Source organism: Frondihabitans sp. PhB188 (genome assembly GCF_003752365.1).
In the GTDB taxonomy this organism is placed as follows: Bacteria; Actinomycetota; Actinomycetes; order Actinomycetales; family Microbacteriaceae; genus Frondihabitans.
Genome location: NZ_RJUO01000002.1, coordinates 237,604 through 250,853, shown reverse-complemented (window position 1 = coordinate 250,853; position 13,250 = coordinate 237,604). Strand labels below are relative to the sequence as shown.

Sequence of the window (13,250 nt, the reverse complement as noted above, 5' to 3'; positions counted from 1 at the left end):
GGTGCGGCTGATCGCGCGCCTGCGCGACGACGTCCGTGCCGTCCGGCGCGGCGACCCTGCGGCGCGCGGCACGGCCGAGATCGTCATCGTCTACTCGGGGCTGCACGCCGTCTGGGCCTACCGGTTGACGTCGAGACTGTGGCGCGAGCGCCCCTTCCCGGGTGCCCGCTTCGCTGCCCGACTGGGGTCGCAGACGGCACGTTGGCTCACCGGCATCGAGATCCATCCGGGCGCGTCGATCGGCGACCGCCTCTTCATCGACCACGGCATGGGCGTCGTGATCGGCGAGACGGCTGTCATCGGCGATGACGTGCTGATGTACCACGGGGTCACTCTCGGTGGTCGGGGCATCTCCGGGTCAGCCCGTCGGCACCCGACCGTCGGCGATGGCGTCATGATCGGAGCGGGGGCCGCGATCCTCGGGCCGGTCACGGTCGGCTCGGGCGCACGCGTCGGCGCCGGGGCCGTCGTGACGGCCGATGTGGCTCCGGGGGCGACCGTCGGCGGCGTCCCGGCGAAGCCCCTCGACTGAGCCCGGTCGGGGGACGGACTCAGCAAGCACTTACGACCAGGGAGTTCACTGTCCTAATGGCGCCCTCCACCCGAAGTCCCGCCCGAATCCTTCCGCTCGACGGACTCCGCACCCTCGCGATCCTCGCAGTGGTGCTCTACCACCTGCACGTGCCCGGGTTCTCCGGCGGCTTCGTCGGCGTCAACGTCTTCTTCGTGCTCTCGGGTTTCCTGATCACGTCGCTTCTGCTCGACGAGCACCGCAAGTCGGCGACCATCAACCTGGGCCGCTTCTGGGTGCGCCGCATCCTGCGCCTGTATCCGACTCTTCTCGTCGTAGTCGTCGTCGGTGTCTCGCTCTGGTTCCTGGTCGGCGACTACGGCTACTCCGACGTGGGTGCCGCCAGCGGCGCCCTCATCGCGCTCACCTACACGGGCAACTTCATGCGCGCCTTCGGCCACGTGTCGCAGGGCGTCTTCGCCCCCGGCTGGAGCCTCGCGATGGAGGAGCAGTTCTACCTCGTATGGCCGCCGATCCTGCTCCTGATGCTGTCGCGGGGCATCCGCCGCCGCACCGTCGCCTGGATCGGCGCCGGCGCCGTCGTCGTGTCGTGCACCCTCGCCGCGGTGTTCTACGACGCCCCGTCCGGCATCGCCACTCCCGACATCTACTTCAGCCCGGTCTCGAACCTCGCCCCGCTGATGATGGGCTGCGTGCTGGCGCTCGCCCTCACTCACGAGCGGGTCCGCACCTTCTTCTCCGGCCGCATGTCGATGATCTCGTCGAGCCTCGGGTTCGCCGGCATCCTGGCAGTCCTCTTCCTGATGCCCGACGACTGGAAACAGGACGCAGGAACATTCGCCCTCACTCTGCCGGCCGCCGGTCTGGCGACGACCCTCCTCGTCGCCGGGGTCAGCCAGGGGTCGCGCACGACGCCCGTCGGAGCACTCCTCTCCTGGCGTCCCATGGCCTGGTTCGGCCGCAACGTCTCGTACTCGCTGTACCTGTGGCACATGATCGTCCTGGCGCTGCTCGAGCCGTACGTGCACGGACTGGGTGGCAAGTTCCTGTTGCTGGGAGCGTCGTGCGCCGTGGCCGTCGGAAGCCACTTCGCGATCGAGCGCCCCTTCCTGAAGGTCAAGAAGCGGTTCGAGCCGGCCTCGTGGTCGCGGCCTGTGGAGAACCCTCGCCCGACTCAGCCGAGTATGCAATCGTTGAAGGTGTGATCAGCACCTCCTCGTCTTCCGTCGGCTCGCTCAGTCGCTACCGCGCCGACTTCCCCGGCCTTCAGCCGGAGGTCAATGGCGAACCGCTCGCGTACCTCGACTCGGGCGCGACCGCGCAACGGCCGTCGGCGGTGCTGGATGTCGAGAGGCGGTTCCTCGAGACGACGAACGCCGCAGTCCACCGCGGCGCTCATACCCTGGCCGCCTTGGCGACCGAGGCGTACGAAGAGGCTCGCGAGACTGTCGCTCGCTTCGTCGGCGCCCGGTCGAGCGATGAGATCGTCTGGACGTCGAACGCCACCGACGCGCTCAACCTCGTCGCCTACGGCATGGGCAACGCGACTCTGGGTCGCGGCGGACCTGAGGCGAGCCGCTTCGTCCTGGCTCCCGGCGACGAGATCCTCGTCACCGAGGCCGAGCATCACGCCAACCTCGTCCCTTGGCAGGAACTCGCAGCTCGCACCGGCGCGACGTTCCGCTACGTGCCCGTGCACGACGACGGCACCTGGTCGATCGACGACGCGGCTGCGGCCCTGACCGATCGCACCCGGGTCTTCGCCTTCGCGCACGTCTCGAATGTCACCGGACACGTCGCTCCCGTCGCCGAGCTCGCCGAGCTCGCGCACGGCGTGGGTGCCCTCGTCGTGCTCGACGCCTGCCAGTCGGCTCCGCATCGCGCGCTCGACCTGGTCGGCCTCGGCGTCGACTTCGCCGCCTTCTCGGCGCACAAGATGCTCGGCCCGACCGGCATAGGCGTGCTCTGGGGGCGTGAGGAGCTGCTCGACGCCCTGCCGCCGTTCCGCACCGGCGGCTCGATGATCACGACCGTGACCATGGAGTCGTCGAGCTTTCTGCCATCACCCGCGCGGTTCGAGGCCGGCACGCAGCCGGTGTCCCAGTCCATCGCACTCGCCGAGGCGGTCCGCTACCTGGAGCGCGTCGGGCTCGAAGCCATCGACGAGCACGAGGCGCGCCTCGGCCAGCGTCTGGTCGACGAGCTCGGTGCCCTGCCCGGTGTCCGCGTCGTCGGCCCCGCTTCGGGCGTCGCGCGTGCCGGTCTGGCGAGCTTCGACGTGGCCGGTGTCCACGCCCATGACGTCGGGCAGTTCCTCGACGCGCAGGGGATCGCGGTGCGCGTAGGCCACCACTGCGCGCAGCCGCTGCATCGCCGGCTCGGGCTGACAGCGACTACGCGCGCCTCGACCTACCTCTACTCGACCGACGACGAGATCGACCGCCTGGTGCAGGGCGTCTCCGAGGTCCGCGCCTACTTCGGAGCCGAGTGATGTCCGACGCACTCGCAGGCCTCTATCAGCAGGTGATCCTCGACCACGCCAAGGCACGGACCGGCGATCGCGAGCTGCCGGGTGCCGACGCGGAGCACTATGAGCGCAACCCCACGTGCGGTGACGAGATCACCGTCCGGGTCGTGATGGAGCCCGGCACCGACACCATCCGCGAACTCGCGTGGCAGGGCGACGGCTGCTCCATCTCCATGGCGTCGGCATCGGTCCTCGCCGACATCGCGCCCGGCCTCACCCTCGCTGAGCTGGCCGAGCGCACCGAGGCGTTCCGGGGCATGATGCGATCGAAGGGCGCGGGCGAACCCGACGAAGACCTTCTCGGCGACGCGGTCGCGTTCCAGGGCGTCTCGAAGTTCGTCATGCGGGTGAAGTGCGCGATGCTCTCGTGGGTCGCCGCCGAGGCGTGCTCGACTCAGCTCGTCGCCAAGGTTCGCTAGCCCGTCACAACGGTCTGCACCGGCGGACACGCCCGGTCGGCGGGCGTCCTTCCGCAGAAAACTCCCACCCGTCGCTTAGCCTGTGGAATCACCGGCGACGGCGGCCGCCAGGCGATGTCATGCGCCCGGCGAGCTGCTGAGACGTCGGCCGACGCAGGGAGCGGGATGGCGCAGGAGAGCAAGGTCGCACAGGGCGGCAAGGTCGCACAGGTCAAGCACGGTCAGCTCAGGCGGCCGCATCCCGTCGCGTCGCTGCTGCGCCTGGTCGCCGTCGTGGTCGCCGTGGGGCTCGTCTCGTCCGCCTGCGTCGTCGCCTACGCGGCCCATGATGTCGTGACGACCGCTGCGCCGCCCGTCCACATCCCCCACCTCCCCGGGCATACGGCCGAGCCTCTGCCCGAGGCGCCGGCCGGGCAGACCGTCGGCGAGGTCAACATGCTTCTCATCGGCACCGACACCCGGACCGGACAGGGCCAGGACTACTCCGACTCCGCGAATCAGGACGCCAGTACGGGCGCCGGCAACAACGACGTCAACATCCTGCTGCACATCTCGAAGGACCACTCGAGCATCTCCGTCGTGAGCTTCCCCCGTGACCTGATGATCCCGATCCCGTCCTGCCCGACAGCCTCAGGCGGCTACTCGTACACGACCAGCAAGGCCATGCTGAACACGGCCCTCAGCCGCGGCGGCGACGACCGGCACGGTCTCGCCTGCGCCGTCCTGACGATCGAGCAGCTGACCGGGCTCGACATCCCCTATGCGGCGAGCGTCACTTTCGCCGGCACCAGCGCGATTTCCACCGCGATCGGAGGCGTCACCGTCTGCCTCGCGACGCCGATTCAGGACGACAACGTCGATCCGCCGCTCGACCTCAAAGCAGGCGAGCAGACCGTGGTCGGCGACGAGGCCCTGTCGTTCCTGCGCAGTCGCCACGGAGTGGGAGACGGAAGCGACCTCGGCCGCATCAGCAACCAGCAGGTGTTCATGTCGTCGCTGGCTCGCCAGCTCACGAGCTCCTCGACGTACGCGAACCCGTTCAAGCTGTTCGCGATCGCCTCGGCGGCCTCGAAGAACATGCTCCTCTCCGACACGCTCAACGTGAAGACGCTCATCGGAATCGTCCAGGCCGTGCAGACGGTGGGCTTGTCGAACATGGTCTTCGTGCAGTACCCGGTCGGGGAGGACCCCGACGACAGCAACCGCGTCGTGCCGAACGCGTACGCGGCCGGGCAGCTGAATCAGGCGCTGATCGCCGACCGGCCGATCGTCCTGACGGGCACGACCGGAGACGCCGCCGAGACCGACCCGTCGAGCACGCCGTCGGCGGGGGCCACCTCGCCTCCGTCGACACCCGCGTCTGCCGGATCGACCTCGCCAGCCACGACGCCACCGGCCTCCACACCCGCGAAGACCACGGCTCCCTCCGCGTCGGTCACTCTGCCGCCGTCGGTCACGGGGCAGACCGCCGCGCAGAAGACCTGCTCCAAGAAGGGGCAGTACTAGCGTCACGTTTCGTCACGTTGCGCGGGCCCACCCCCGGGCGTCGGATGATCGTCAGGTGACTTCATCGACCCGCGGAACCGTCGTCGTCCTCGGCGGCGGCGACCCGGGCGGCGATCTCGGGCATGTCGTCGACGCCCTGGCGCTCGCCGGGTTCCGGGTCGAGACGCTTCCCGACGTCACGCCCGATATCGAGTCCGCGCGGGCCGCGGTCGTCCGGGCCTTCGACGACACGGCCAACGACCTGCCGCGCGTGCTGGTGGGCTCCGGAGTCGGTGCGACCCTCGCAGCGGGCCTCGCCGCGTCGCGTCCCATCGGCATCGAGGCCCTCGTGCTGGCGAACGTCGTGACCGCGTCGTCGCGGGGCGTCGAGCTCCCGGACGGCATCGCCCTGCCGGCCGCCCGCTCCGTCCGCCAGCCGACGCTGGTCTTCCACGGCGATCGCGACGCCGTGACCGACATCGCCGACGCGGCCAGTTGGGCGACCCAGCTGCCGTTCGGCGTCGTGCGCGTCGTCCACGGCGGCGGGCACGACGTGCTCGGCGGGGAGTCTCGACGGTCGGTGGCCGCGGCGATCGTGCTGTTCGTGGAGCGGCAGCGCGCCGGGGCGCCGGTGCTGACGGACGGGTTCGCGTAGATCCTGCGCCCTGCGCCCTGCGCCGTGCGCCGTGCGCCGTGCGCCGTGCGCCGTGCGCCGTGCGCCGTGCGCCGTGCGCCGTGCGAGTCGCGCGCACCCGCCCGCAACTCAGGCGATCTGCTCGCCGCGCGCCGCATCCCCGAGGATCGCGACGCTTGCTAGAGCACAACGCCTGAGTCGGCTGCCTGAGGACGGCTCGGACACTCGGGCGAAGTCGCCGTAGCAAGGCGTGACGGCGCCGACGACGCGGGTGGGCTCGAGCAGGGTCGTGCGTCCTGAGCCCCTGCGCGTCCCGACTTCGGCGTGCGGCGCTCCTCCGGCGCGAATCGCGCTCGACGGCACCTGACCGCGACTGAAGGATGTCGGCTCTTCTGACGATTCCCAGGTGGTGTTTGCCCATTCTTAGGATTGTCTTGGGACGCATCCTGTTTTCTGGACGGGTGAGTTCTTCCCCCGCCATCGCGCGCCTGTCTCCCGCGCCGCTCCGCTCAGGGCGGGTCGCGCACCGCCGCGGCGACCTCCGCCTCGGCTGGGCACTCGGGCTGTTCGCCTGGGCCCTGGCCTCCGCGTGGTCGTGGGTGCCGTCGTTCTGGGGTGACGAGGCGGCGAGCGTTCTCTCGGCCGAGCGGCCGCTCCCGAGCCTCTTCCGGATGCTGGGCCACGTCGACGCCGTCCACGGGACGTACTACCTCGGCCTGCACTTCTGGATCGAGGTGTTCGGCGCCTCGCCGTTCTCCGTCAGGATGCCTGCCGCGATCGCGACGGGCCTCGCCGCCGTCGGGCTGTACTTCCTGGTCCGCGAGCTCCGCTCCCGTCGGCTCGCTGTCACCGCGGCTCTGCTCTTCGCCGTCGTGCCGCGAACGATCGCGTTCAGCGACGAGACGCGCGCCTACGCCTTCAGTGCCGCCATCGCCGCCTGGTCGCTCTTCCTGCTGGTGCGGCTGGTCGGCCGCGGTGTCACCTCGAAGCGATGGTGGCTGGGCTACGGCCTGCTCTTCGCGGCGGGTGTCTACACATTCCTGTACTTCGGGCTCTTCGTCGTCGTTCACGCGCTTGTCCTGCTCCAGGCCCGGGTGCCGCGCGACATCCTGAGACGGTGGGCGCTTGCGACAGCCGGCGCGGTGATCGCGGCGGCTCCTGTCATCGTCTTCGGCCTCGGGCAGCACGATCAGGTCGGGTTCCTCGCGCGCCGCGAGACGGTGACGCCGCACTCGATCCTCGTCACGACCTGGTTCGGCGAGTGGTGGTTCGCGGTGATCGCCTGGGTTCTGATCGTGACGGCGGTCGCGTTCTTCGTCGTCGACCTCGTCCGCGACCGCCGAGTCGACCTGGGCGCGGCCCAAGTGGGCCGCCCCCGGCCGATCAGCCTCACCTGGCTGGGCATGGCCTGGTTTGTCGGCCCTCTCCTCATCCTGATGGCCGGCAACCTCGTGGTGGCCGACTTCACTCCTCGCTACCTCTCGTACTCCGCGCCCGCGGCGGGTCTTCTGATGGCCATCGGACTCGTCCGGATCGCAGGACTGATCGGCCGCACCCGACCGCGCCGTACTCTCGTCGCGACCATAACCGGCGTGGCGCTGGTCTTGGGTGTCGCAGCGCCGATCTACGCCGCCTCCCGCACGCCGTACGCGAAGAACAACACGGGATGGCAGTCCATCAGCGAGGTCGTCGGCACCAGCGCGCGCGCCGGCGATGCCGTCGTGTTCGACGAGTCCACGCGGCCGTCACGCCTGGTCCGGCTCTCGATGTACCTCTATCCGGCCGGCTACCGGGGCCTCCGAGACGTCACTCTCGAGACGCCGTACGCCGACACGAACTCTTGGCACGACTCCGTCTACACGGTCGATGAGGCTCTGAGACACGACCGCTTCGACGGCGTCACGACCGTCTGGCTCGTCGAGTACGGCGACGACGACTACGGCCTGAAATCGCTGCAGGACGCCGGCTACGCAATCGCCTCGACGCACACGGCGCACAACGCGACGATCCTCGAGCTGACGAAGTAGCCGGAGGCGGTGCGGGTGGAGCCCGACTCAGGCAGAGACGCGCCGGAGAGCCTTCACCGCGACGTCGAGCACCGGCTGAGCGACGAACGAGCCGCCGTCGGCTGCGTCGACCAGGAGTCGCGCCCGATCCGGGCTCAGGCCCGCGAAGCACTCGGCGATGGTGATGCCGTGCGACGGCCGGTCGGTGACGATCACGGGGTCGCCTGCGGACACCGAACCTGAGGAGACGACGCGGAGGTACGCGCCCGTCCTGTTCTCGGCGGTGAATCGCTTCACCCAGCGCGGCTCCTTCATGCGGCGGGCAAAGGTGGCGCAGGGCGTTCGGGGCATCGTCACCTCGAGCACGAGCGCGTCGCCGATCCGCCAGCGCTCGCCGATGACGGCCCCGCCCACGTCGACCCCGGTGGTCCTGAGGTTCTCGCCGAACAGGCCGGGGGCGATCTCGCGCCCGAGCAATCCTGCAAAGTGGGCGGCATCCTCGTCCGAGAAGGCATAGACCGCCTTGTCGGCCCCGCCATGGTGCGTGCGATCGGCCTGGACGTCGCCGTAGACGCCGAGCTTCCTCACGGCGACGGGCTCGTCGAGGGGAGTCTTGTCGATGGCGGTGACGCCGACGTTCCCCGAGTCAGGACGCAGGCGGGCGACACGGCAGACGGCGGTGATGGCGGGCATGCCTCCATGGTGCCATCCGGTCGACGAGACGACCAGGGGCGCAGGAACTGCGGAACCGCCGCCGAGCCGCACCGCAGCCGCGCCCGGCGTCCGTCTCCGCACCCGCCACCGCCGCTCCGGCTCGCCCCTTCCGGGCTAGAGCTCGACGACCTCGAACTCGAGGAGGTCGGCGCCCGTGGCGACAGGCGTGGGCGCGGTGGCTCCGTCGGCCGCCGCAGCCTGGGCGCCGTGTCCGGCGCTGTCGGCGTGTCCGTCGCCGTGCGGGGCCGAGCCGCCGTGGCCGTGAGCCGCCTTGGCGCCGTTCTCGGCCCAGTCCTGGAAGCTGGCCTCGTCGGCCCACGTCGTCACCACGAAGTAGCGGTCTTCGCCCTTGATCGGGCGGAGCAGCTGGAAGCCCTCGAAGCCGGCGGCGCCGTCGACCGAGTGCTTGCGAGCGGCGAAGCGCTTCTCGAGCTCGGCTCCGTGGCCCTCGGGCACGTGGATGGCGTTGATCTTGACGACTGACATGGGCTCTCTTCGGATCGATTTCGGGAGGACGGCGTCAGCCTAGCGAGCACGTCTTGGTGCGCGCTTCAGGCCATGGACCCCGGGATCCGGTCGCGGTCGTAGGTGATGTCGGTGTAGCCGTGGGGGAGGGGCAGGCCCTCCGGTCCGAGGTTCACGAAGACGATCTTGTCGATCGTCAGGATGCTCTGGCGCGTGACCATGTTCCTCACCTCCGCGCGCATGGTGAGCGACGTCCGGCCGAAGTGCGTCGCGCGCAGGCCCATCTCGATCAGGTCGCCCTGGACTGCGCTCGACACGAAGTTGATCTCGGAGATGTACTTCGTGACGACGAAGCCGTTGCCGAGCTGGAGGATGGCGTAGATCGCGGCCTCCTCGTCGATCCAGCGGAGCAGGGACCCGCCGAACAGCGACCCGTTGGCATTCAGGTCTTCAGGACGGACCCACTTGCGCGTGCGGAAGTTGATGGAGTCGGGATCGGACGCGGGAACTCGAGTTCCTGCGGGGTCGCCCTCATGTTCTGACATGCATCGATCGTAGCGAATCAGGAGGGCAGGACTCGTTGGGGGCCTGCCCCGTCGCCCGCGAGCTCGTCCTCAGGATTCAGGAGGGAGCAGGTTCCGAGCGACAGGCAACCGCAGCCGATGCAGTCCGTGAGCTGGTCGCGCATCCGGGTGAGCGTGGCGAGGCGCTCCTCGACATGGGTGTTCCAGGCGTTCGAGATGCGCTGCCAGTCGGCGCGGGATGGCGCGCGATCAACCGGGAGCGAGTCGAACATCGCCGCGATGTCGGCGAGCGGGATGCCGAACCGGACTCCGAGCCGCACCATCGAGACGCGTCGAAGGGCGTGGCGCGGGAACATGCGCGTTCCGCCGACCGTGCGAGTTGACTGGACGAGGCCCTTCGACTCGTAGAAGCGGATCGTCGCCACAGTGGCGCCGGAGCGCTTTGCGAGCTCCCCGATGGAGAGGGCGTCTCCTGCGGTCTTCGTCATGTGTCGTCCAAACCGAGTTCTCACCTGAGTGGGAGCTTGACCTCAAGTGCACTTGAGATCCTAGGCTGGAAACGACTCCGAATCACCGCGGAATGCACCGCCCAATCCGGCGGCACACCCAAGAGAAAGCGACAACAGTGGCCGAATACACTCTTCCCGACCTTGCGTACGACTACTCGGCCCTCGCGCCGAGCATCTCGGGCCAGATCATGGAGCTGCACCACTCCAAGCACCACGCGACCTACGTCGCCGGCGCGAACACCGCCAACGCGGCCCTCGCCGAAGCCCGCGAGAGCGGCAACCTCGCGAACGTCAACAAGCTCGAGAAAGACCTGGCGTTCAACCTCGGCGGCCACGTCAACCACTCCATCTTCTGGACCAACATGTCCCCGGACGGCGGCGACAAGCCCACCGGCGACCTCGCGTCCGTCATCGACGACCAGTTCGGCTCGTTCGACCAGTTCGTCGCGCACTTCACCGCCGTCGGCCTCGGCGTCCAGGGCTCCGGCTGGGCCGTCCTCGCCTACGACATCGTGGGCCAGAAGCTCAGCATCTTCCAGCTCTTCGACCAGCAGGGCAACGTGCCCTTCGGCCTCGTGCCCCTGCTGATGCTCGACGTCTGGGAGCACGCCTACTACCTCGACTACAAGAACGTCCGCGCCGACTACATCAAGGCGTTCTGGAACATCGTCTCCTGGCAGAACGTCCAAGACCGCTACACGGCCGCCACGACCAAGACCGACGGCCTCATCGTCCTCTAGTCGTTCGTCCCTTAGCGCCCGTCACCTCACGGTGGCGGGCGCTTGTGCGTGGGCCCTCGACGGCCTCGGCCTCGACGGCCTCGGCCTCGACGGCCTCGGCCTCGATGGCCTCTCTCCCGTCCGACTTCTGGCGTAGCAAGCCGGACTTTTGATTGACAGTCGGCAGAAGTCCCGGTTAGATCAGAGCAGACCGTCTCCGAACCTCGAAGGATCACTCATGGCTCCCACACCGCTGCGTGTCGCCATCATCGGTACCGGCATGATCGGCGCAGTCCACCGGCGAGCCGCCCGAGACGCGGGTGCCGAGGTCATCGGAGTCCTCGGCTCGTCGCCGTCCCGCTCCACCGAGTTCGCATCGCAGTGGGGCGTTCCCAGGGCATACGCGGCCTTCGACGACCTCCTGGCCGACTCGCCCGACGTGATTCAGATCTGCACCCCGAACGGCACCCACTTCGACTACGCCATGCAGGCCATCCGCGCCGGTGTCGCCGTCGTGTGCGAGAAGCCGCTCGCGATGACGGCCGATCAGGCGCAGGAACTCGAGGCTGCCGCACTCGCATCCGGGGTCGTCGCCACCGTTCCCTTCGCGTACCGCTACCACCCCCTCGTCCGCGAGCTCCGCTCTCGGCGCATCGCCGGAGAGTTCGGCGACGTCCTCCTCGTCCATGGCTCGTACCTGCAGGACTGGCTGCTCGATCCGCAGTCGTCCTCGTGGCGGGTCGACGCGGAGGCCGGCGGTCGGTCCCGCGCCTTCGCCGACATCGGCTCGCACTGGTGCGACCTGGCCGAGTTCATCTCGGGTGAGCGCTTCACCGAGGTATCGGCGACGACGTCGATCGTGTACCCGATGCGTCCTGAACCTTCTGGGCTGTCCTTCGGGGGCGCGTCGGACGGCTCTGCGCCGATCCGGGAGGTCACGACAGAGGACACCGCCATCGCCACCTTCCGCACAGCGTCGGGCCGCACCGCCAACACCGTGATCTCGCAGGTCAGCGCCGGCCGCAAGAACCGCCTCTGGGTCGAGGTCGACGGATCGGCCGGCTCTGCGGTCTTCGACCAGGAGAACCCCGACAGCGTCTGGATCGGCGGGGAGGCGTCGTCGACGATCCTGCACAGGGCCTCGGGTGACGTCTCCGCCGATCAGGCGCGGCTCAACCTCGTGCCTTCGGGCCACCCGCAGGGATATCCTGACGCCTTCGCGGCCTTCCTCGCCGACACCTACACGGCTGTGCGGGGCGGGGCCCCTGAGGGGCTCCCGACTTTCGCCGATGGCGCTCGCGCCGCCCGCATCATCGATGCGGTGCTCGAGAGCGCGTCGTCGTCGTCCTGGATCCCGATTCCCGATGGTGTCTCCGCGTTCGCCGGAAGTCGGGCCTCGTGAGCTGTCGTCTGGCGTGAGCTCGTTCTGGTCGCGGAGCAGGTGGTCTACGTCGCAAGCCGGAGACCTCATCAGTTCCAGGCTCACGAGCAAGCCCGGCCGGCCCGCGCGAGGGAGCTCATGGCGTCGGCATCCCGCTGGGCTCGGACCTCGGACGAGGTGAGCCTCCCCCGGGGCGCCGCGAGGTGAGCCTCATCCATCGCCGCGGGGCTGACGCGGCACCGCCAGGGCCGCCGACCGCGAGGCCGGACCCGTCGGAGCGGTCGCACGCCGATGGCTGCCGTGGAGTCGCCGAGGTGCCGCTGGACGGCTCGCGTCGTCGCCAGCCGGATCTGGTCCCATGCGTGGCGAACCATCGTCGAGCTCATGCGCAGCGGCATCTTGCCGTCGATGGCGATCGCGAGGTCCTTCGTCCGGTCGGCTTCGAACGTCGACTGGTGGAACTCGCGGCCGTCCAGCTCGACAGCGACGACGCCGTCCACCACCAGATCGATCGACTGACCCGTGCTCACCGCCACCTGCGCCTCGACGTGGTGGCCATCGGCGATGTACCGGACCCTCGCGACGGACTCCAGGACGCTCTGCGACTCGGCGTCCGACCAGGTGGCCACCCCGCGGGCGTCGGCGGGAAGGCTGTCGAGCACCTCCCGCAGATCGTCGACGCTGTAGAGCGATGAGCGCCGGGCCCAGTCCCACAGGGCGACGGCGGCCTCGAACGACGAGTCGAGGAGGGCCCGCCGAAGGGCGTCCCTCGCATCGACGACCGTGTGGTCGCCCCGGTCGACGACGTGCTGACGGTCGTGGACGACGCGGACGCCCGGCGCCCGTCGGAGTCGCGCGGCGTTGCGCGGGACGGACACCGCCAACGGGATGTCGGTCTGCCAGGTCCAGGCGCCGAGCAGGACGAGAGCAGCGATGCCGGTCAGACGACCGCCGACTCGCAAAGCGACGAATCTCGGATCGGCCTCGGTGAAGGTCGTGTACCAGCCTCGCCGGGCCCGCCGGACGGCGCCGCTGCGGACGGCCCGGGTCAATGTGCGACTGCTGAACGGGAGGTCGCGCCGAGGGAGGGCGCCGCCGTTGTCGAGGACGTACTGGTGGACGGACTGGAGTGTGCTCTGGTTCATGCCGACAAGGTTCGCGACCGTGACGGCGCCGTGGAGCATCGTCGGCGGATCTGTGGATAACTTCTCCGGGCGGCGAAGGTGGGGATAACCCCGGCGGTCCGGGGGCTGCTCAGGAGGGTTGTCGCCGGCGGGGCGCGGGACCCGAGTTCCTGCGCCCTGGCTTGCTCAGATCGCCTGAGTACGCGCCGCC

General features: G+C 69.5%; 14 protein-coding genes. 9 read left to right on the top strand and 5 right to left on the bottom strand.

Features of this window, described 5'->3' with window-relative positions; genetic code table 11:
- Position 1 precedes the first annotated feature (1 nt).
- The 7 genes from cysE to EDF46_RS06095 all read left to right on the top strand — a co-directional run bounded on the left by cysE (position 2) and on the right by EDF46_RS06095 (position 7,624).
- On the top strand, positions 2–532 hold the full coding sequence (cysE, locus tag EDF46_RS06125; protein WP_123505405.1) for a serine O-acetyltransferase: 531 nt from the start codon (positions 2–4) through the stop codon (positions 530–532).
- 56 nt (positions 533–588) lie between these two features.
- The gene (locus tag EDF46_RS06120; RefSeq protein WP_123505404.1) at positions 589–1,737 is read left to right on the top strand and encodes an acyltransferase; all 1,149 of its coding nucleotides are present in this window, start codon (positions 589–591) and stop codon (positions 1,735–1,737) included.
- Positions 1,737–3,023 carry a SufS family cysteine desulfurase gene (locus EDF46_RS06115; RefSeq protein WP_123505895.1) on the top strand — a complete coding sequence of 429 codons (1,287 nt, stop codon included), beginning with the start codon at positions 1,737–1,739 and terminating at the stop codon, positions 3,021–3,023. Before EDF46_RS06120 ends, EDF46_RS06115 begins: the two co-directional genes overlap by 1 nt.
- Entirely contained in the window at positions 3,023–3,478 is a 456-nt protein-coding gene (gene sufU, locus EDF46_RS06110; RefSeq protein ID WP_123505403.1) for a Fe-S cluster assembly sulfur transfer protein SufU, read from the top strand. The genes EDF46_RS06115 and sufU overlap by 1 nt, the downstream gene beginning before the upstream one ends.
- Before the next feature lie 165 nt (positions 3,479–3,643).
- Positions 3,644–4,984, top strand: coding sequence for an LCP family protein (locus tag EDF46_RS06105; protein ID WP_123505402.1), 1,341 nt, complete (start codon positions 3,644–3,646; stop codon positions 4,982–4,984).
- A 55-nt stretch (positions 4,985–5,039) separates the two neighbouring features.
- On the top strand, positions 5,040–5,618 hold the full coding sequence (locus EDF46_RS06100) for an alpha/beta hydrolase (protein ID WP_123505401.1): 579 nt from the start codon (positions 5,040–5,042) through the stop codon (positions 5,616–5,618).
- Between the two features lie 440 nt (positions 5,619–6,058).
- Positions 6,059–7,624 (top strand): glycosyltransferase family 39 protein, encoded by a 1,566-nt coding sequence (locus tag EDF46_RS06095; protein ID WP_158614169.1) that lies wholly within the window; start codon positions 6,059–6,061, stop codon positions 7,622–7,624.
- Between the two features lie 27 nt (positions 7,625–7,651).
- On the opposite strand, the gene EDF46_RS06090 is transcribed toward EDF46_RS06095, so the two are convergent.
- The 4 genes from EDF46_RS06090 to soxR all read right to left on the bottom strand — a co-directional run bounded on the left by EDF46_RS06090 (position 7,652) and on the right by soxR (position 9,794).
- Positions 7,652–8,296, bottom strand: a complete 645-nt coding sequence (locus EDF46_RS06090) for an MOSC domain-containing protein (RefSeq protein WP_123505399.1) — start codon at positions 8,294–8,296, stop codon at positions 7,652–7,654.
- 135 nt (positions 8,297–8,431) lie between these two features.
- Positions 8,432–8,803 carry an antibiotic biosynthesis monooxygenase gene (locus EDF46_RS06085; protein ID WP_123505398.1) on the bottom strand — a complete coding sequence of 124 codons (372 nt, stop codon included), beginning with the start codon at positions 8,801–8,803 and terminating at the stop codon, positions 8,432–8,434.
- A 65-nt stretch (positions 8,804–8,868) separates the two neighbouring features.
- Positions 8,869–9,327: an acyl-CoA thioesterase gene (locus EDF46_RS06080; RefSeq protein WP_123505397.1), complete on the bottom strand. Its 459-nt coding sequence runs from the start codon at positions 9,325–9,327 to the stop codon at positions 8,869–8,871.
- 17 nt (positions 9,328–9,344) lie between these two features.
- On the bottom strand, positions 9,345–9,794 hold the full coding sequence (soxR, locus tag EDF46_RS06075; RefSeq protein ID WP_123505396.1) for a redox-sensitive transcriptional activator SoxR: 450 nt from the start codon (positions 9,792–9,794) through the stop codon (positions 9,345–9,347).
- Positions 9,795–9,931: 137 nt separating this feature from the next.
- Between soxR and EDF46_RS06070 the strand changes: the two genes are divergently transcribed.
- Both EDF46_RS06070 and EDF46_RS06065 read left to right on the top strand, forming a co-directional pair.
- Complete coding sequence (locus EDF46_RS06070; RefSeq protein WP_123504556.1) at positions 9,932–10,555, top strand: superoxide dismutase; 624 nt, start codon at positions 9,932–9,934, stop codon at positions 10,553–10,555.
- A gap of 217 nt (positions 10,556–10,772) precedes the next feature.
- Entirely contained in the window at positions 10,773–11,936 is a 1,164-nt protein-coding gene (locus EDF46_RS06065) for a Gfo/Idh/MocA family protein (protein ID WP_123505395.1), read from the top strand.
- 80 nt (positions 11,937–12,016) lie between these two features.
- Here EDF46_RS06065 and EDF46_RS06060 read toward each other — a convergent pair whose 3' ends face one another.
- A complete protein-coding gene (locus EDF46_RS06060) occupies positions 12,017–13,060 on the bottom strand; it encodes a glycyl-tRNA synthetase (RefSeq protein ID WP_148061156.1) in 1,044 nt (347 codons plus the stop codon).
- Positions 13,061–13,250: the final 190 nt, after the last annotated feature.

Coding starts and splice junctions, on each gene's coding strand:
- EDF46_RS06085 (WP_123505398.1), bottom strand. CDS start 8,803: ATGTCAGTCGTCAAGATCAACGCCATCCACGTGCCCGAGGGCCACGGA.
- EDF46_RS06060 (WP_148061156.1), bottom strand. CDS start 13,060: ATGAACCAGAGCACACTCCAGTCCGTCCACCAGTACGTCCTCGACAAC.
- EDF46_RS06120 (WP_123505404.1), top strand. CDS start 589: ATGGCGCCCTCCACCCGAAGTCCCGCCCGAATCCTTCCGCTCGACGGA.
- EDF46_RS06065 (WP_123505395.1), top strand. CDS start 10,773: ATGGCTCCCACACCGCTGCGTGTCGCCATCATCGGTACCGGCATGATC.
- soxR (WP_123505396.1), bottom strand. CDS start 9,794: ATGACGAAGACCGCAGGAGACGCCCTCTCCATCGGGGAGCTCGCAAAG.
- EDF46_RS06105 (WP_123505402.1), top strand. CDS start 3,644: ATGGCGCAGGAGAGCAAGGTCGCACAGGGCGGCAAGGTCGCACAGGTC.
- EDF46_RS06080 (WP_123505397.1), bottom strand. CDS start 9,327: ATGTCAGAACATGAGGGCGACCCCGCAGGAACTCGAGTTCCCGCGTCC.
- EDF46_RS06090 (WP_123505399.1), bottom strand. CDS start 8,296: ATGCCCGCCATCACCGCCGTCTGCCGTGTCGCCCGCCTGCGTCCTGAC.
- sufU (WP_123505403.1), top strand. CDS start 3,023: ATGTCCGACGCACTCGCAGGCCTCTATCAGCAGGTGATCCTCGACCAC.